The following is a 16,838-nucleotide window of genomic DNA, read 5'->3' on the forward strand; positions in this document are numbered from 1 at the left end:
CCGCCGGGACGGAGGCGGTTACCGTTCCCGCATGCAGCGATCAGAAGAGGCGCAGCGCCCGCCCGTCACCGCCGACGACCTCGACCGGGCCGTGCGGCTCGCCGTCGCCACGCTCCGCGACGCGCCCCCGGAGGCCTGGGACGGCAACGCAGGAACGCTCGAGTGGACGTGCTGGGAGACCGTCGAGCATCTCGCGGACGACCTCTTCGCGTACGCCGTCCAGCTCGGCCCCCGCACCCCGCCGCAGGACCGCGAGGTGCCCTTCGTCTACGAGAGCCGCCGGCCGGGCGGCCCCGCGAACTCGGTCCACGCGAACCGCGCCGCCGGGCCCGACGGACTGCTCCAGGTCCTGGAGGCGAGCGGCGCGCTGCTCGTCGCGATGGTGCGCACCACCCCGCCGCATGTGCGCTCCCACCATGTCTTCGGGGCGTCGGACGCCGAGGGCTTCGCCGCCATGGGCATCGTGGAGACCCTGGTGCACACCCACGATCTGGCCGAAGGGCTCGGTCTGTCGTGGGACCCGCCCGCCGGCATCTGCTCCCGGGTGCTCGCCCGGCTCTTCCCCGGCGCCCCCGCGGACGCCCCGCCGTGGCCCTCCCTGCTGTGGTCCACCGGCCGTGCCGACCTCCCCGGACGTCCCCGTCCCGCCACCTGGCGCTGGTACGGAGCGCCGCTCGGTTAGCCCGAAAGGGTGGTGTGAGCCGACGGGCGACGTGAAATGCCGCGAAGCGGCCTCACGACGCAGCATCGCTGCGTATACACGCAGCAGATGTTCCTTGTCGCCCGAACCTCCTGATTCCTACCGTTGAGGGGTCGCCGGTCGTCACCGGTTGTCACCGGTCATCTCAAGAATCGGGAGGAAACCCGGGTGCCACCCAGCCGTGTGCCTCGCCCCAGGCGTTACCTGGTCTGCGAACCTCGTTACTTCGACGTGAAGTACGCCATCAATCCGTGGATGAGCGGGGAGGCCGAGGTCGATCCCGACCTCGCCAGGTCCCAGTGGACCGCGCTCACCGACGCCTACCGCGCGCTCGGCCACCGGGTCGACTCCGTCGAACCGCACGCCGAACTGCCCGACATGGTCTTCGCCGCCAACTCGGCGCTCGTCCTCGAGAGCAAGGTCTTCGGCTCCCGGTTCCACGCGCCGGAGCGCCGGCCGGAGGAGGAGCCGTACGCCGCCTGGTTCAAGGTCGCCGGGTTCGACGTCCACCGGTCGGAGAAGGTGTGCGAGGGCGAGGGCGACCTCGTGCCCGTCGGCGGGTACATCCTGGCCGGCACGGGCTACCGCACGAGCGTCGAGGCCCACCGCGACGTGCAGGAGTTCTTCGGAGTACCGGTCATCGGCCTCCAGCTGGTCGACCCGTACTTCTACCACCTCGACACCGCCCTGTTCGTCCTGGAGGACGGGCACGACGGGCGCGAGGCGAACATCGCCTACTACCCGGAGGCGTTCTCGCCGGGCAGCCTCGCGGTGCTCCGGCGGCTGTTCCCCGACGCGGTGATCGCCACCCGTGAGGACGCCACGGCCTTCGGCCTCAACTCCGTCTCCGACGGCCGCAACGTCTTCGTCGCCCCGCAGGCGAAGGCCCTCGTCGAACAGCTCGCCGCACACGGCTACGAGCCCGTTCCCGTCGACATGTCCGAATTCCACAAGTCCGGCGGCGGCATCAAGTGCTGCACCCAGGAGATCCGCGCATGACTCTCACCCCCGTACGCACCCAGCGCTCCTCCGAGGAGCTCATCCGCGCCGAGGAAACCTCGCTGGCGCACAACTACCACCCGCTGCCCGTCGTCGTCGCCCGCGCCGAGGGCGTCTGGGTCGAGGACGTCGAGGGCCGCCGCTACCTCGACATGCTGGCCGGCTACTCGGCACTGAACTTCGGCCACCGCCACCCCGGCCTGATCGCCGCCGCGCACCGCCAGCTCGACGAGGTCACGCTCACCTCGCGCGCCTTCCACAACGACAAGCTGGCCGGCTTCGCCGAGGGCCTCGCCGAGCTCACCGGCCTCGAGATGACCCTGCCGATGAACACCGGCGCCGAGGCCGTCGAGAGCGCGATCAAGGTCGCCCGCAAGTGGGCCTACGAGGTCAAGGGCGTCGCCCCGGAGAAGGCCACGATCATCGTGGCCGACGGCAACTTCCACGGCCGCACCACCACCATCGTCAGCTTCTCCACCGACGAGACCGCGCGCGCCGGCTTCGGCCCCTTCACGCCCGGCTTCCGTGTCGTGCCCTACAACGACCTCGCCGCCATCGAGAACGCCATCGACGAGACCACGGCCGCCGTGCTCATCGAGCCCATCCAGGGCGAGGCGGGCGTCCTCATCCCCGACGACGGCTACCTCGCCGGGGTGCGCGACCTGACCCGCCGGGCCGGCTGCCTGTTCATCGCGGACGAGATCCAGTCCGGCCTCGGCCGCACCGGCACCACCCTCGCCCTCGACCACGAGTCCGTCGTCCCCGACATGCTGCTGCTCGGCAAGGCACTCGGCGGCGGCATCGTCCCCGTCTCCGCGGTCGTCGCCCGCCGCGACGTCCTCGGCGTGCTGCGGCCGGGCGAGCACGGCTCGACGTTCGGCGGCAACCCGCTGTCCGCCGCCGTCGGTTCCGCCGTGGTCGACCTGCTCGCCACCGGCGACTTCCAGCGCCGGGCGACCGAGCTGGGAGCGGTCCTGCGCGACGGCCTCGCCGGGCTCGTCGGCAAGGGCGTCGTCGGCTTCCGTGCCAGGGGCCTGTGGGCGGGCGTCGACATCGACCCCGCCATCGGCACCGGCCGGGACATCAGCGAACGCCTGATGGCGGCGGGAGTCCTCGTCAAGGACACCCACGGCTCCACGATCCGCATCGCGCCGCCGCTGACCATCACTCGCGACGAACTCGAGTCGGCCCTCGCCTCCTTGGAGAAGGTGCTCGGCTGACTCCGGCCGCGTCCCGGGAACGTCCGGGACGCGGGTGACCAGCCCCTCCGCTCCACGGCCACGCTGTCGTAAGGTGCACTTCTGGCAGCGTGGCCGAAGCGGAACGGAGACAGTGTGAAGATCCTCATCAGTGCCGACATGGAGGGCGCCACGGGGGTGACCTGGCCTGCTGACGTACTGCCGGGGACACCTCAATGGGAACGCTGCCGCTCCCTGTTCACCTCCGACGTGAACGCGGCCGTCCTCGGGTTCCTCGACGGCGGCGCTGACGAGGTGCTGATCAACGAGGCGCACTGGACCATGCGCAATCTCCTCCTCGAACAACTCGACGAGCGCGCCCAGATGCTCACCGGCCGTCACAAGTCCCTCTCCATGGTCGAGGGCGTGCAGTACGGCGACGTCGACGGCATCGCCTTCGTCGGCTACCACACCGGCGCGGGCACCGAGGGCGTCCTCGCCCACACCTACCTCGCCAACTCCATCACCGGCGTCTGGCTGAACGGCGTCCGCGCGAGCGAGGGCCACCTCAACGCGCATGTCGTCGCCGAGTACGGCGTCCCGGTCGTCCTCGTCACCGGTGACGACCTCACCTGCGAGGACGCCCTCGGCTACGCCCCCGGCGCGCTCAAGGTCGCCGTCAAGGACCATGTCTCGCGGTACGCGGCCGTCTGCCGCACCCCGGCCCGCACCGCTGCCGACATCCGCGCCGCGGCCAAGGAGGCGGCCGCCCTCGCCGTACGCCACGAGCCCGTGGACGGCGGGCCGTTCACGGTCGAGATCGAGTTCGACGCCGAGCACCTCGCCGCCGCGGCCACCGTCGTCCCCGGCGTGGCCAGGGCACGCGGCGAGAGGCGCGTGGAGTACACCAGCGGGACGATGTACGAGGGCATTCGCACATTCAAGGCGGTCACGACGATCGTCTCCGCCGCCGTGGAGGAGCAGTATGGCTGACGTGAACGACACCCCCATCGACGCCCGGGCCCTCGACGAAGTGGTGACGTTCACCTCCGAACTCATCCGCATCGACACGACCAACCGGGGCGGCGGCGACTGCCGGGAACGGCCCGCCGCCGAGTACGTCGCCGAGCGGCTGGTCAATGCCGGTCTCGACCCGGTGCTGCTGGAGCGCACGCCCGGCCGCACGAACGTGGTGGCCCGCTACGAGGGTTGGGACCCCGGGGCCGACGCCCTGCTCGTCCACGGCCACCTCGACGTCGTCCCCGCCGAGCCCGCCGACTGGAGCGTCCACCCCTTCTCCGGGGAGGTCCGCGACGGAGTGGTCTGGGGCCGCGGCGCCGTCGACATGAAGAACATGGACGCGATGATCCTCTCGGTCGTGCGCGCCTGGGCGCGGCACGGCATCCGGCCCCGCCGCGACATCGTCATCGCGTACACCGCCGACGAGGAGGCCAGCGCCGCGGACGGCTCCGGCTTCCTCGCCGCGGAGCACGCGGACCTCTTCGACGGCTGCACCGAGGGCATCAGCGAGTCGGGCGCCTACACCTTCCACGCAGGGCCGGGCCTCGCGCTCTACCCCGTCGCGGCCGGCGAACGCGGCACGGCCTGGATGAAACTCACCGCCGACGGCAGGGCCGGACACGGTTCCAAGGTCAACCGCGAGAACGCCGTCACCAGGCTCGCCTCCGCCATCTCCCGTATCGGTGAACACCGCTGGCCGGTGCGGCTCACGCCCACCGTGAAGGCCGCCCTGCTCGAACTGGCCGCGCTGCACGGCATCTCGCTGACCGCGGCCGACCTGGAGGCCACCGGCTTCGACGTCGACGAACTGCTCGCCAAGCTGGGCCCGGCCGCCAAACTCGTCGAGGCGACCGTGCGCAACAGCACCAACCCGACGATGCTGTCCGCCGGTTACAAGGTCAACGTCATCCCCGGCACCGCCACGGCCCTCGTCGACGGACGGATCCTGCCCGGCACCGACGCCGAGTTCCACGCCACCATGGACGCGCTGACGGGCCCAGACGTCGACTGGGAGTTCGACCACAACGAGATCGCCCTCCAGGCCCCCGTGGACTCCCCGACGTTCGCCAAGCTCCGCGCCGCCGTCGAGGCGTTCGACCCCGACGCCCATGTGGTGCCGTTCTGTATGTCCGGCGGCACCGACGCCAAGCAGTTCGCCCGGCTCGGCATCACCGGCTACGGCTTCTCACCGCTGAAACTGCCGCCGGGCTTCGACTACCAGGCGCTCTTCCACGGGGTCGACGAACGCGTCCCCGTCGACGCCCTGCACTTCGGCGTCCGGGTCCTCGACCACTATCTGCAGACCGCTTAGGGGGTTCGGACATGGTGCCCACCGGGGCCTACGGAACCTGGCCGTCACCGATCGACGCCGCGCTCGCCGCCTCGCACGACGGGCGCCCCGAGTATCTCGGCGTCGTCGGCGACGAGGTGTGGTGGACCGCGCCGCGTCCCACGGAGGGCGGCAGACGGGCACTGGTGCGCCGCCGGCCCGACGGCAGGGAGGACTCGGTGCTCCCCGCTCCCTGGAACGTCCGCAGCCGCGTCATCGAGTACGGCGGCATCCCGTGGGCCGGCACCGCACGGGAAGAGGCGGGCCCCCTCGTCGTCTTCGTCCACTTCCCCGACCAGCGCCTCTACGCCTACGAGCCCGACGTTCCCGGCGCGGAGCCACGGCCGCTGACCCCGCTGTCCCAGGTCGGTGGCGGACTCCGCTGGGCCGACCCGCGGCTGCGCCCGGAGCGCGGCGAGGTCTGGTGCGTCCTCGAGGAGTTCACCGGCCCCTCGCCCACCGACGTGCGCCGGGTGATCGCCTCCGTACCGCTGGACGGCTCGGCGGCCGCCGACCGGTCCGCCGTACGGGAGCTCAGCGACGACCGGCACCGTTTCGTCACCGGCCCGCGGCTGTCGCCGGACGGACGGCACGCGGCCTGGATCGCCTGGGACCATCCGCAGATGCCGTGGGACCGCACCGTGGTCATGCTCGGCGAGGTGACGGCGGACGGGGCGTTCGCCGGTATCCGCCCCGTGACCGGCGAGGACACGGACGAGTCGGTCGCACAGGTCGAATGGGCCCCCGACGGTTCACTGCTGCTCACCGCGGACGGCACCGGCTGGTGGGATCTGCAGCGCGTCCGCCCGCAGGAGACGGGGCCCGGCCGTGACCGGACCCTGCTCTGCCCGGGCCGCGGCGAGGAGTTCGGCGGGCCGCTGTGGAAGATCGGCTCCCAGTGGTTCCAGCCGCTGGAGAGCGGACTCGTCGCCGTCATCCACGGCAGGGGTGCCACGGCGCTCGGCATACTGGATCCGGAGACCGGCGAACTCGTCGACGCCGCGGGGCCGTGGAGCGAATGGGCGCCGACCCTCGCCGTGCACGGCGACCGGGTGTTCGGCGTCGCGGCCAGCCCACGCAGCGCCTACGAGGTGGTGGAGCTCGACACCAGCACCGGCCGCACGCGTGTCGTCGGCAGCCCGCACGACGACCCGGTCGACCCGGCGTACTACCCGGAGCCGCAGATCCGCACCTTCGCCGGCCCGGACAGCCGCGACATCCACGCCCACATCTACCCGCCGCAGAGCCCCGACCGGGTCGCGCCCGACGACGAACTCCCTCCGTACGTGGTGTGGGCGCACGGCGGCCCGACCGGCCGGGCCCCACTCGTACTCGACCTGGAGATCGCGTACTTCACCTCCCGCGGCATCGGCGTGGCGGAGGTCGACTACGGCGGCTCCACCGGCTACGGCCGCGAGTACCGCAACCGGCTGCGTGAACAGTGGGGCGTCGTCGACGTCGAGGACTGCGCGGCGGTCGCCCGTGCCCTCGCCGACGAGGGCACCGCCGACCCGGCCAGGCTCGCGATCCGCGGCGGCAGCGCGGGTGGCTGGACCACGGCCGCGTCTCTGACCTGCACCGACGTGTACGCCTGCGGCACGATCATCTACCCCATCCTGGACCTGCGTTCATGGGCCACCGGCGAGACCCACGACTTTGAGTCGCGATATCTGGAATCGCTGGTCGGCCCGCTCGCCGAGGTCCCCGGGCGCTACGACGAACGCTCGCCCGTGCGGCATGTGGACCGGCTCACCGCCCCCTTCCTGCTCCTTCAGGGCCTGGACGACGTGATCTGCCCACCCGCGCAGTGCGAACGCTTCCTGGAGCGGGTGGCGGAGCGCCAGATCCCGCACGCCTACATCGCCTTCGAGGGCGAGGGCCACGGATTCCGCAGGGCCGACACGATGATTCACGCACTCGAGGCGGAACTGTCCCTGTACGCCCAGACGTTCGGCGTCACCCGCACCGACGTCCCGCTGCTGGAGCTGAGGAAATGACCCTGTTCGCCCGTGCGCCGCGACTGCGTCCGGGGGACCGGGTCGCCGTCGTCGCGCCCAGCGGTCCCGTACCCGACGAGCGTCTCGACGACGGTCTGGACATCCTGCGCGGATGGGACCTCGACCCCGTCGTCATGCCCCACGTCCGCGAGACCCACGCCGCGCTGGCGTATCTCGCGGGGGAGGACGAGGCACGGGCCCGCGACCTGACCGAGGCCTGGTGCGACCCGTCGTTCTCCGCCGTGATCTGCGCACGCGGCGGCTACGGCGTCCAGCGCATGGTCGACCTGGTCGACTGGACGGCCATGCGCGCGGCACGCCCCAAGGCGTTCGTCGGGTACAGCGACGTCACCGCGCTGCACGAGGCGTTCGCCACGCGGATGGGGCTCGCGACCCTGCACGGCCCGATGACCGGCACCGACGTCTTCCTCAAGGACGCCCGCACCCAGGAGTCGCTGCGGGCCACGCTCTTCGAACCCGAGTCGGTGCAGACCCTGCACGCCCTGGACGGCGCCGGGACGATGGTCCCCGGCCGGGCCCGCGGCGTCACCCTCGGCGGCTGCGTCTCGCTGCTCGCCGCCGATCTCGGCACACCGCACGCCCGCGCGTCGGCGCGGGGCGGGCTGCTGCTGATCGAGGACATCGAGGAGGAGGACTACCGACTGGACCGCATCCTCACCCAACTCCTGCGGGCCGGCCTGCTCGACGGCGTCACGGGTGTGGTGCTCGGCTCCTGGGCGGGGTGCGGACCGTACGAGAAGATCCGCGCGGTGCTCGCCGACCGGCTCGGCGGCCTCGGTGTCCCGGTCGTCGAGGAGTTCGGCTTCGGCCACGGCCCGACCAACCTCACGATGCCGCTCGGTGTGCCGGCCGTACTCGACGCGGACGCCCGCAGCCTGACGCTGGACGTGCCGGCACTGATCTGACCGCGCGCAGCTGAATCGCTGTCAAGAAGGTCGTGTCGAGAGCGTTGACGTGCTTCCGGCATCTGCCACACGATGGGCACCCCTACTGACTGGTCGGTACGGCGCCCCCGCCGTGGAGGTCCATCGTGTCCCGTGCCCTGCCCGGAATCCGCACGTCGCTCGCCCTGGCCGCGGCAGCCGCGCTGCTCGCGCCGCTCGCGGTCGCCTCCCCGGCGGCTGCCGACGACGAGTCCGGCCGGTTCTCGGTGTCCGCGCTGCAGTTCACCGTCGAGGCGGGTGGCAGGACGTGCGTGGTCGACGCGGACCTCTACCGGCCGGCCGGGACGGACGCGAACCGGCCCGCCCCCGCCGTGCTCACCACCAACGGCTTCGGCGGCAGCAAGGCGGACGGCTCCACGGACGCCACCGCAGCGGCGTTCGCCGCCCGCGGCTATGTCACCCTGGCCTACTCGGGCCTCGGCTTCGGCAAGTCGGGCTGCCTCATCTCCCTCGACGACCCGCGGATCGACGGCCGCGCGGCGTCCCGGCTGATCGACTTCCTGGCAGGGACGCACGCCGCCGACGACGGCACCGTCATCGACTTCGTGACCGGGGACGGGGCCGGTGATCCGCGCGTCGGCATGATCGGCGGCTCGTACGGCGGTGCCGTCCAGATGGCGACCGCCGCCGTGGACCAGCGGGTCGACGCGCTCGTCCCGCTGATCACCTGGCACGACCTCAACCACTCCCTCGACCCGAACAACGCGGAGGGGACGACGGTCCCCGGTGCCTTCAAGTGGCAGTGGACGAACGGCTTCTTCCTCGTCGGCGAGGGGCAGCCGCTGCTCGACCCCGGCCTCGACCCGTCCCGTCTCGGATCGCCGACCTGCCTGCACTTCGTGGCCCGCGCCTGCGAGACGCAGCGCCTGCTGGTCTCCGGGCGGTACCCGGCGGACGGCACCGAGGCGATGCGGCGCTTCGCGAGCAGCGTCTCGCCCGTCTCCTACCTGTCCCGGGTCAAGGCGCCGACCCTGCTCGTCCAGGGGCAGGCCGACAGCCTGTTCACCCTCAACGAGGCGCAGGACACCTACGAGACGCTCAAGGCCCAGGGCACCCCGACCAAGATGATCTGGCAGTCCTGGGGACACAGCGGCGGGATGACCGACCCCGCCTCCGGAGAGCTCGACCTCGGCGCGGGCAACCTCGAGTCCGCCTACGTCGGCAGGCGCATCCTCGCCTGGTTCGACCGGTACCTGCACGGGAACGCGAGCACGGACACCGGCCCCGCATTCGCCTACTACCGCGACTGGCAGGCCGGTTACGGGGAGGCGGGCGCCGTCCCCTCCCCGTCCCGGAGGATGTACCTCTCCGGTGACGGCGAACTCGTCGGCAGCCGGGCCGAGGTCGCGCGGGGCAGCCGGACCTACACCAACTGGCTCGTGCCGACGAGCCACTCCGAGTCGTCCCTGTCCGGACTGCTCGGCATCCCCGACCCCGAGCCGTACGACATGCCGGGAACACACCTGGGCTGGCGCAGCCGGCCGCTCACCGCGCCCCTCGACGTCGTCGGCGCGCCGAGGGCCCGGCTGAAGGTGGTCTCACCCGGCACGGAACGCGTCCAGGACTCCGGCGACGCCGCCGACAGGCTGGTCCTCTTCGCCAAGGTGTACGACGTGGCACCCGACGGCTCCAGGACCCTGGTCAACCGGCTGGTCGCGCCGGTCAGGGTGCCGGACGTGACCAGGCCGTTCACGGTGGAGCTGCCGGGCATCGTGCACCGCTACGAGACCGGGCACCGGCTCGAGTTCGTGATCGCGGCGAGCGACACCGCGTACTACGGCAACCGGGGCGTCAAAACGGTGACCGTCGTCAGCGCCCCGGAGGACACCGGCGTCCTCGAACTCCCCGTGGTGCCCGGCTCCGGCTCCTGACCGGCCGGCTGCGCGCCGAGCGGCGTACCCCGGGCGGATGGCCCGCCGAGCGGCGTACCCCGGGCGGATGGCCCGCCGAGTACGGCCGGGTCCGGCGTCCTTCGCCGGCTCTCACACGGGTCGAGGGGTGGCGACGCGCAGATCGAGGAGCTGTTGCGTGTGCACGGGCACATGGTGCTCGGCGAGGCCGTCGACGAGGGCTGCCAGTGGAATCGGCTGGTCCAGCACGAGCGCGTCGTTGGACAGCAGCAGCGTCGGCACCGACACGGAGGCGGCTTCCTCGCCGAGCCGGTCGGCGATGTCGCACAGGACCGTGGCCTGGCTTCGGACATGGGCGATCAGGTCCGCCCGGCCTGTGTGCTCGGTGATGATCCGGTCGAGATTCCAGGTGTCCAGGGCGATCCGGTTGTCGAAGGCGGGCCGGGCGCCGGCGACGACACCCAGCGCAACCGCTGCTGTCGAGGCGTCGACACTGAGGACATGGGCCAGGATCTGGTCGGCGTTCCATCCTCCGTCGACGGCGTCGCCGAGGCCGGGGAGGGCCGCCGCGTCGAGCAGCCTGTCGTAGGCGCTCCGCAGTGCTGTCGTGTCCATGGTGTTCCCTTCGGTTCGATTCCCGAGCTGCAACCTCAGAGTTGCACGTTGAAGGGGTGAGGTGCAACCCGAAAGTTGCGCCAGTTGGGCAGTCGTGGATCGGACGCGGGGCCGTGGAGTCGACTCGGCCCCGCCGGGCTCCGTGCGGGAACGGCCGGGGCGCCGTCCCGTAATCTGACGCGATGTCCGAGACATTGTCGCCTCGCGGCGCCTACCTGGCCGCCGGTGAACGCGTCGGCCTGCGCCGCTTCACGTACGACGACGCCGCCGAATTCACCGCGTGCGCCCGGCGGAGCACCGCGCTTCACCGGCCCTGGCTCTTTCCGCCCCTCACCGAGGACGACTACGTCGGCTATGCCCGGCGTCTCTTCGAGGATCCGGCCAAGGAGGGCTTCCTGATCTGCGAGCTCGCCACCGGAGGTATCGCCGGCTTCGTCAACGTCAACAACATCGTGCGTGGCGCCCTTCAGGGCGGCGCGATCGGTTACGGTGCCTTCTCGCACGCCGCCGGTCGCGGGCTCATGGGTGAAGGGCTGCGGCTGCTGCTCGCCCATGCCTTCGCCCGGAGCGGCCTTGATCTGCATCGCGTCGAGGCCGCCGTGCAGCCCCTCAACGCGGCCTCCATCGGGCTCGTCCGCTCGGCCGGCTTCCGGCTGGAGGGCTACTCACCGGACTTCCTCTTCATCGACGGCGCCTGGCGCGACCACGAGCGCTGGGCGATCACCCGCGAGATGGCGGACCGCCTCCACCGGCACGGCCGCCACCCCTGACGCAACCGTTCGGTTGCACCTCGGGTTCTGATGTGCAACCCTGAAGTTGCATCCAAGCATGGCATCGAACCAGGAGTTCCCTCATGAACGAGGACCGGATCGAAAGCGAAACTCTCATCGCGGCACCGCTGGAGCGGGTCTGGTCGCTGGTCGCGCAACCCGGTTTCTGGGTCGCCGACAAGGCGAGCCTGCCCGGCACCGTGGCCAAGGAAGGCGAGTCGATGGTGGCCAGGAACCCCGAGCACGGCGACTTCCCGGTACGGGTGGAGAAGGTCGATCCGCCCACGTACCTCGCCTACCGCTGGACCAGCGCGTTCCCCGGCGAGGAACTGCGCGAGAACAACAGCACGCTCGTGGAGTTCACGCTGACCCAGGAAGGTGAGCAGACGCGGCTGCGCGTCGTCGAGAGCGGGTTCGCGGCGCTGGCCGGGCCCGAGGATCTGCGCACCCAGAACCGGAAGGACCACAGCCAGGGCTGGCCGCTGGAGCTCGGCGCGCTCAAGGCGCGCGCAGAGCAGCCATCCGCGTGACGGACGAACACCGCGGCGCCGACTCGGCCGTCGACAGCGTGCTCGTCGCGCTGGCCGAACCGACGCGGCGCCGACTGCTCGAGCTCCTGGCCGTCGGCGGCGAGGCCACCGCGACGACACTCGCCGGGCAACTCCCCGTGTCCCGGCAGGCGGTGGTCAAGCACCTCGCCGTGCTGGACGCCGCCGGCCTGGTCACCGGCAGCCGCGTCGGACGTGAAGTGCGGTACGCGGTGCGTCCCGTGGCCCTGGACGCGACGGCACGGTGGATGGCGGCGCTCGCGGCCGACTGGGACCGGCGACTGGCGAACATCAAGCGCGTCGCCGAGGCGGCGGAGGAAGCCGAACGCGATGCGCGCCGAGGCGGCTGAGGCACCTGCCGGACCGACGAGCCGCCGGCCCTCGCAGCCGGCGCGACGAGCCGCGGCGGCGCGCACCGAACCGTGCGCGCCGCCCACCCGCGACGTGGCCGGGGTCAGGCGGCGGCCGGTTTGCGGTCGACGTACTCGAAGACCGACCCGTCGGGGTGCACTGCGATCAGGTTGCGGCCCACGGGGGTCTCCACCGGACCGGCCAGGACCCTGGCGCCGACCTCGTTGAGCGTGGCGTGTGCGTCGTCCACGTCCTTGACGGCGATCGTCGCCGACACCTTGCGCAGGATCTCCAGTTCCGGCTCCGGGCCGCTCATCAGCAGGAAGCAGCCCACGGCCGCCACGGAGACCCCGCCGCGCTCGAAGCGGAGCGGCGGGGCGCCGGTGAGCCGTTCGTAGAAGGCCGCGGAGGCTTCCAGATCGTCGACGCAGATGCGCAGGGTGGTTCCGAGGATCTCCATACGGACGAGGGTAGTTGGCACCCGGGTGCCACGGCGGCGATTGCGGGTGGGAAGCGGATCAGACCCGGCAGAGCACCTCGCCGTGCGGAACCATGAACCACGCGTCGCCGTGCTCGCCCCAGGCGCGCCACGCCGCGGAGATCGCTTCGAGCTGCTCCCGTGAAGCGTGGCCGCCGTCCACGGCGAGCCGTGCGTATCCCGAAGCGACCGTGCGGTCGGCCCACAGCCCGCTCCACCACGCGCGGTCGGCCGGTGTGCCGAAGCACCACGCGGCCGCGCTCGGTGTGATGTCGGTGAAACCGGCGGCGCGGGCCCAGGAGAGCAGCCGGCGGCCGGCGTCGGGCTCGCCGCCGTTGGACCGGGCCACGCGTCCGTACAGCTCCAGCCACTCGTCCAGTGCCGGGCTCTCGGGGTACCAGGTGAACGAGGCGTAGTCGCTGTCGCGCGCCGCGACGACCCCGCCGGGCCGGCACACCCGCCGCATCTCGCGCAGTGCCCGCACGGGGTCCCCGACGTGCTGGAGCACCTGGTGGGCATGGACCACGTCGAAGGAGTCGTCGGGGAAGTCCAGCCGGTGGACGTCGGCGACCGCGAAGCGGATGTTGTCCAGACCGCGCCCCGCCGCGTGTTCGCGTGCCCTGCCGAGTACGTCCTCCGCCGCGTCGACGGCGGTGACCTGCCCCGGCGCGACCAGTTCGGCGAGGTCGGCGGAGATCGTGCCGGGCCCGCAGCCCACGTCCAGGACGTCGAGCCCGGGCCGGAGTTCGCCGGTCAGGTACGCCGCGGAGTTGGCCGCGGTGCGCCATGTGTGGGAGCGCAGTACGGATTCGTGGTGCCCGTGGGTGTAGACGGCGGTCTCCTGCGGCATCGGCGTCTCCTTCGGCTGAGGTGAGTGACCCCGACCGTACTCCGGTATCCCGTAATACGAGACCCGTTTCTCGCTGTATGGACACCGCATCGGCTTCGGCCGACCTGCGGGAACGGGGCCTACAGCAGGGCCTGCGGACGGTAGACGGTGAGAGCCTCCGTGACCTTGTCCAGCACCAACTCCTCGGGGGCGGCGGCGACTTCGCCGTCGTAGGCCAGCAGCGTGCCCGGCGCCAGGCCGCCGATGCGCAGCCGGCGCAGACGCTGGGTCGCGTGGACGGGCGACCGGTTCAGCTTGCCCGCCAGAGCCGCGCCCAGCAGTCGCCGGCCCGGCGCCCGGCCGCCGTGCACCACCCGGACGTCCAGCAGGCCGTCCACCAGGTTGTGCCGGTGGCCAGGTGTCGGGCCGACGCCCTTGTAGACGCCGTTGCCGGCGAACAGCAGCCACATCGGGCGCCGCCTGCCCTGGACTTCGGCCTCGAGCGGCTGCTCGTCACGCAGTACGCGCGTCGCCGCCAGCACCCCGGCGGGCCAGCCGCCGATCCGCGGCGACCATCGCTCCCTGACGCGCACGAGTTCCGGGTACACGCCGAGGCTGAAGGTGTTGAGGAAGTGGCCCGGCTCCCCGCTGCCGTCCGGGCCGGGCGTGAACCGCCCCAGGTCCACCCGGACCGCGTCACCGGCGGCCAGCGCGCGCGAGGTGTCGTGGACGGACTCTATGCCCAGGTCGTACGCGAAGTGGTTGAGCGTGCCGCCGGGAAAGACCGCCAGCGGTACGCCGCGCTCCGCCGCGACCACCGCGGCCCGGTTGACCGTTCCGTCCCCGCCGACGATGCCCAGCGCGCGTCCCCGTCCCGCGGCCTTCTCCAACTCTCCGCGCAGTTCGTCCGGGGCGCACTCCACCACCTCGGCGAGCGGCAGCGCCTCCCGTACCAGTCGTGCCGTGTCGGCGGAGCCGGACTCCCGGTTGACGATCACCACCAGGCCTTCGCCGCCGGGCAGCGCAGGCGCGTCGGCGTGGGGCGTGCCCGGCGACGGCAGCTGCGACCTCGTCGGCACGGCGCCCCGCACCGCGAGCGCGGCACCCACGCCGAGCGCCGCGCCGGCGAGCACGTCGCTCGGATAGTGCACGCCCGTGTAGACACGTGAGAACGCGACGGACGCGGCGACGGGCGCGACGACCGCGCCCCACCCCTTCGACTCCAGGGCGACACCGGTCGCGAACGCCGCGGCGGAAGCGGCGTGCCCGGAGGGGAACGACGTGGTGAACGGCTGCCGCTTCAACTGCCGTATCACCGGCACGGCGTCGAGGAGCGGCCGCGCCCTGCGCACGGACCGCTTGCCGACGGTGTTGATCACGGCGGAGGCGACGGCGAGGGAGGCGACGCCCCGGACGGCCGCCCGGCGCGAGCGGGCGCCCCGTCCCAGCACGGCGATACCGGCGGCCGTACCGAACCAGAGCAGCCCGTGGTTGGCGCTGCGGCTCAGCTTCGGCAGCACCGGCTCCGCTCCCGGCCACTCCCTCGTCGCCACGGTGTGATGGAGCTGCCGGTCCCAGGCGCCGAACAGCGCGGTGAGCCGGCCGTGGAGCGACTGTTTTGCTTGCACATGGGCGTCAGACATGGTCCGCGCCTACCCTCTGCCACGTCCGGCCACGCCGCCCGTCGGGGCGTGGGGTGTTCGCGGCGGGGGACCCGGACACGGGAGTCGCCCGGCCCGGCACGGGACGTCCTCCACGGCCGCCGGGCCGCAGGGGAGGGGCGGGGGAGCGGCCCCGCGCAGCGGTGGCCGTCCCGCGTGGTGCGCCCCTGTCCCGTGGCGGCGCCGTGCGGTGCGACCCGCGCGGCGGGGCGCGGCGATCCTTCGTATAAAGGGCTTGTGACCGGGCACACGACCCGGCATGCGAGCGGCGGAGGTGGGCGGTATGGCGGGGAGCGACGCGGAGGGCCGCGGACCAGTGCGGTACGGGCCGCCGGCCCCCGAAGCGGGACTGCCCGTGCTGCCCGTGCTGAGCGACATCCTCGCCGCGGCCGCCGGGGTCTCGGCGGGCGAGCCGCCCGGCGGTGGACCCCTGCTGCGCGAGGCGGCGGTCGGCTACTGGTGGCGGCGCGGGCTGCGCACCCACCCCGAAGAGGTCGTCGCCGCGTCGGGCGCCCAGTCGCTGCTGTTCGCGCTGCTCGGCGCGTACGACGGCGACGTGCTGATGCCCCGTCCGTGCCCCGCCTGGTGGACCCCGCAGGTGCGGCTGCTGGGCCGGCCCGCCTACCACGTGCCGGTTCCCGCGGAGTGCGGTGGCGTCCCCGACCCGTTCGCTCTGCTGGAGACCGTGCGCCGGGTCCGCGCGGAGGGCGGACGGCCGCGACTGCTGCTGCTGTCCGTAGCCGACGATCCGACCGCGACCGTCGCCCCGCCGGAGACCGTGCGCGAGGCGTGCGAGGCGGCGCTCGGCGAGGGTTTGCACATCGTCAGCGACGAGACCTGGCGCGACACGGTGCACGAGCCGCACGAGACGGTGCTGGTCAGCCCCGCCGAGATGTACCCGCAGGACGTCACCGTCATCAGCGATCTGGCGGGCGCGCTCACCCCCACCTCCTGGCCGATCGCGATCGCGCGCTTCCCGGAGAGCGAGCAGGGCGAGGCAAGGCGCGCCCGGACCCTGGACATCCTCACCGCCCTGGGCGCCGTCGTCCCCGTTCCGGTCGCCGCGGCCGCGGCGCACGCGCTCGACGAGCCGCCGGACGTCGCCGAGCGGGCGGCGGGCGCCGCCGCGCTCCACGCGCAGGTCGCGGCCGCCGTGCACCATCTGGTGCTGAAGGCCGGCGCGGTCTCCCGGCCCCCGCAGGCGGGCCGTCATCTGTACGCGGACCTGGGGCCGCTGCGCGGCCGTCTCGCCGAGCTCGGCGTCGGTGACTCCATGGAACTCGAGGACCATCTGACCGAGCGCCTGGACATGCCGGTGCCCGGCGGCCACCGGTTCGGCGACGAACTGGGGGCCCTGCACGTACGGCTGGACACCGCTCCCTTCCTGGGGGCCACGGCGGAGGAGCGGCTCGAGTCGCTCACCTCACCCGCACCGCTGGAACTGCCCCATGTGGCGGGTGCCTTGGAGCGGCTCGGATCGGTCTTCGACGACCTGCGCTGAGGCGCCCCGAGACGGATGCCAGGGACGGGACGACGTCACGACGGAT

General features: G+C 72.6%; 16 protein-coding genes. 12 read left to right on the forward strand and 4 right to left on the reverse strand.

Features of this window, described 5'->3' with window-relative positions; all coding sequences use genetic code 11:
* Positions 1-31: 31 nt before the first annotated feature.
* From ACFYV1_RS04025 to ACFYV1_RS04060, 8 genes are all read left to right on the forward strand, one after another.
* Positions 32-682 (forward strand): maleylpyruvate isomerase N-terminal domain-containing protein, encoded by a 651-nt coding sequence (locus tag ACFYV1_RS04025; RefSeq protein WP_389393755.1) that lies wholly within the window; start codon positions 32-34, stop codon positions 680-682.
* A 186-nt stretch (positions 683-868) separates the two neighbouring features.
* Positions 869-1,699 carry a dimethylargininase gene (gene ddaH / locus ACFYV1_RS04030; protein WP_389393756.1) on the forward strand — a complete coding sequence of 277 codons (831 nt, stop codon included), beginning with the start codon at positions 869-871 and terminating at the stop codon, positions 1,697-1,699.
* Complete coding sequence (gene rocD, locus ACFYV1_RS04035) at positions 1,696-2,919, forward strand: ornithine--oxo-acid transaminase (RefSeq protein WP_389393757.1); 1,224 nt, start codon at positions 1,696-1,698, stop codon at positions 2,917-2,919. The genes ddaH and rocD overlap by 4 nt, the downstream gene beginning before the upstream one ends.
* Before the next feature lie 114 nt (positions 2,920-3,033).
* The gene (locus ACFYV1_RS04040; protein WP_389393758.1) at positions 3,034-3,870 is read left to right on the forward strand and encodes a M55 family metallopeptidase; all 837 of its coding nucleotides are present in this window, start codon (positions 3,034-3,036) and stop codon (positions 3,868-3,870) included.
* Positions 3,863-5,209 (forward strand): M20/M25/M40 family metallo-hydrolase, encoded by a 1,347-nt coding sequence (locus ACFYV1_RS04045; RefSeq protein ID WP_389393759.1) that lies wholly within the window; start codon positions 3,863-3,865, stop codon positions 5,207-5,209. The genes ACFYV1_RS04040 and ACFYV1_RS04045 overlap by 8 nt, the downstream gene beginning before the upstream one ends.
* Before the next feature lie 11 nt (positions 5,210-5,220).
* Positions 5,221-7,224 carry a prolyl oligopeptidase family serine peptidase gene (locus tag ACFYV1_RS04050; protein ID WP_389393760.1) on the forward strand — a complete coding sequence of 668 codons (2,004 nt, stop codon included), beginning with the start codon at positions 5,221-5,223 and terminating at the stop codon, positions 7,222-7,224.
* The gene (locus ACFYV1_RS04055; protein ID WP_389393761.1) at positions 7,221-8,150 is read left to right on the forward strand and encodes an LD-carboxypeptidase; all 930 of its coding nucleotides are present in this window, start codon (positions 7,221-7,223) and stop codon (positions 8,148-8,150) included. The genes ACFYV1_RS04050 and ACFYV1_RS04055 overlap by 4 nt, the downstream gene beginning before the upstream one ends.
* A gap of 125 nt (positions 8,151-8,275) precedes the next feature.
* Positions 8,276-10,060 (forward strand): CocE/NonD family hydrolase, encoded by a 1,785-nt coding sequence (locus ACFYV1_RS04060; protein WP_389393762.1) that lies wholly within the window; start codon positions 8,276-8,278, stop codon positions 10,058-10,060.
* A gap of 111 nt (positions 10,061-10,171) precedes the next feature.
* On the opposite strand, the gene ACFYV1_RS04065 is transcribed toward ACFYV1_RS04060, so the two are convergent.
* The gene (locus ACFYV1_RS04065) at positions 10,172-10,654 is read right to left on the reverse strand and encodes a hypothetical protein (protein WP_389393763.1); all 483 of its coding nucleotides are present in this window, start codon (positions 10,652-10,654) and stop codon (positions 10,172-10,174) included.
* 182 nt (positions 10,655-10,836) lie between these two features.
* Here ACFYV1_RS04065 and ACFYV1_RS04070 point away from each other — a divergent pair, with 182 nt between their 5' ends.
* From ACFYV1_RS04070 to ACFYV1_RS04080, 3 genes are all read left to right on the forward strand, one after another.
* Positions 10,837-11,424 carry a GNAT family N-acetyltransferase gene (locus tag ACFYV1_RS04070; RefSeq protein ID WP_389393764.1) on the forward strand — a complete coding sequence of 196 codons (588 nt, stop codon included), beginning with the start codon at positions 10,837-10,839 and terminating at the stop codon, positions 11,422-11,424.
* An 83-nt stretch (positions 11,425-11,507) separates the two neighbouring features.
* Positions 11,508-11,954, forward strand: coding sequence for an SRPBCC domain-containing protein (locus tag ACFYV1_RS04075; protein ID WP_389393765.1), 447 nt, complete (start codon positions 11,508-11,510; stop codon positions 11,952-11,954).
* Positions 11,951-12,322 (forward strand): ArsR/SmtB family transcription factor, encoded by a 372-nt coding sequence (locus ACFYV1_RS04080; protein WP_389393766.1) that lies wholly within the window; start codon positions 11,951-11,953, stop codon positions 12,320-12,322. Before ACFYV1_RS04075 ends, ACFYV1_RS04080 begins: the two co-directional genes overlap by 4 nt.
* 104 nt (positions 12,323-12,426) lie before the next feature.
* On the opposite strand, the gene ACFYV1_RS04085 is transcribed toward ACFYV1_RS04080, so the two are convergent.
* The 3 genes from ACFYV1_RS04085 to ACFYV1_RS04095 all read right to left on the reverse strand — a co-directional run bounded on the left by ACFYV1_RS04085 (position 12,427) and on the right by ACFYV1_RS04095 (position 15,273).
* A complete protein-coding gene (locus ACFYV1_RS04085) occupies positions 12,427-12,783 on the reverse strand; it encodes a VOC family protein (protein ID WP_389393767.1) in 357 nt (118 codons plus the stop codon).
* A gap of 58 nt (positions 12,784-12,841) precedes the next feature.
* Positions 12,842-13,651 (reverse strand): class I SAM-dependent methyltransferase, encoded by an 810-nt coding sequence (locus tag ACFYV1_RS04090; RefSeq protein ID WP_389393768.1) that lies wholly within the window; start codon positions 13,649-13,651, stop codon positions 12,842-12,844.
* Between the two features lie 119 nt (positions 13,652-13,770).
* Positions 13,771-15,273 carry a bifunctional phosphatase PAP2/diacylglycerol kinase family protein gene (locus ACFYV1_RS04095; protein ID WP_389393769.1) on the reverse strand — a complete coding sequence of 501 codons (1,503 nt, stop codon included), beginning with the start codon at positions 15,271-15,273 and terminating at the stop codon, positions 13,771-13,773.
* 301 nt (positions 15,274-15,574) lie between these two features.
* Between ACFYV1_RS04095 and ACFYV1_RS04100 the strand changes: the two genes are divergently transcribed.
* Positions 15,575-16,792, forward strand: a complete 1,218-nt coding sequence (locus ACFYV1_RS04100; RefSeq protein ID WP_389393770.1) for an aminotransferase class I/II-fold pyridoxal phosphate-dependent enzyme — start codon at positions 15,575-15,577, stop codon at positions 16,790-16,792.
* The last annotated feature ends 46 nt before the right edge of the window (positions 16,793-16,838 follow it).

This window comes from Streptomyces sp. NPDC003023 (genome assembly GCF_042888225.1).
Lineage (GTDB): Bacteria > Actinomycetota > Actinomycetes > Streptomycetales > Streptomycetaceae > Streptomyces.

Coding starts and splice junctions, on each gene's coding strand:
- ACFYV1_RS04095 (WP_389393769.1), bottom strand. CDS start 15,273: ATGTCTGACGCCCATGTGCAAGCAAAACAGTCGCTCCACGGCCGGCTC.
- ACFYV1_RS04070 (WP_389393764.1), top strand. CDS start 10,837: ATGTCCGAGACATTGTCGCCTCGCGGCGCCTACCTGGCCGCCGGTGAA.
- ACFYV1_RS04090 (WP_389393768.1), bottom strand. CDS start 13,651: ATGCCGCAGGAGACCGCCGTCTACACCCACGGGCACCACGAATCCGTA.
- ACFYV1_RS04055 (WP_389393761.1), top strand. CDS start 7,221: ATGACCCTGTTCGCCCGTGCGCCGCGACTGCGTCCGGGGGACCGGGTC.
- ACFYV1_RS04100 (WP_389393770.1), top strand. CDS start 15,575: ATGGCGGGGAGCGACGCGGAGGGCCGCGGACCAGTGCGGTACGGGCCG.
- ACFYV1_RS04065 (WP_389393763.1), bottom strand. CDS start 10,654: ATGGACACGACAGCACTGCGGAGCGCCTACGACAGGCTGCTCGACGCG.
- ACFYV1_RS04050 (WP_389393760.1), top strand. CDS start 5,221: ATGGTGCCCACCGGGGCCTACGGAACCTGGCCGTCACCGATCGACGCC.
- ACFYV1_RS04085 (WP_389393767.1), bottom strand. CDS start 12,783: ATGGAGATCCTCGGAACCACCCTGCGCATCTGCGTCGACGATCTGGAA.
- ACFYV1_RS04075 (WP_389393765.1), top strand. CDS start 11,508: ATGAACGAGGACCGGATCGAAAGCGAAACTCTCATCGCGGCACCGCTG.
- ACFYV1_RS04025 (WP_389393755.1), top strand. CDS start 32: ATGCAGCGATCAGAAGAGGCGCAGCGCCCGCCCGTCACCGCCGACGAC.
- ACFYV1_RS04045 (WP_389393759.1), top strand. CDS start 3,863: ATGGCTGACGTGAACGACACCCCCATCGACGCCCGGGCCCTCGACGAA.
- rocD (WP_389393757.1), top strand. CDS start 1,696: ATGACTCTCACCCCCGTACGCACCCAGCGCTCCTCCGAGGAGCTCATC.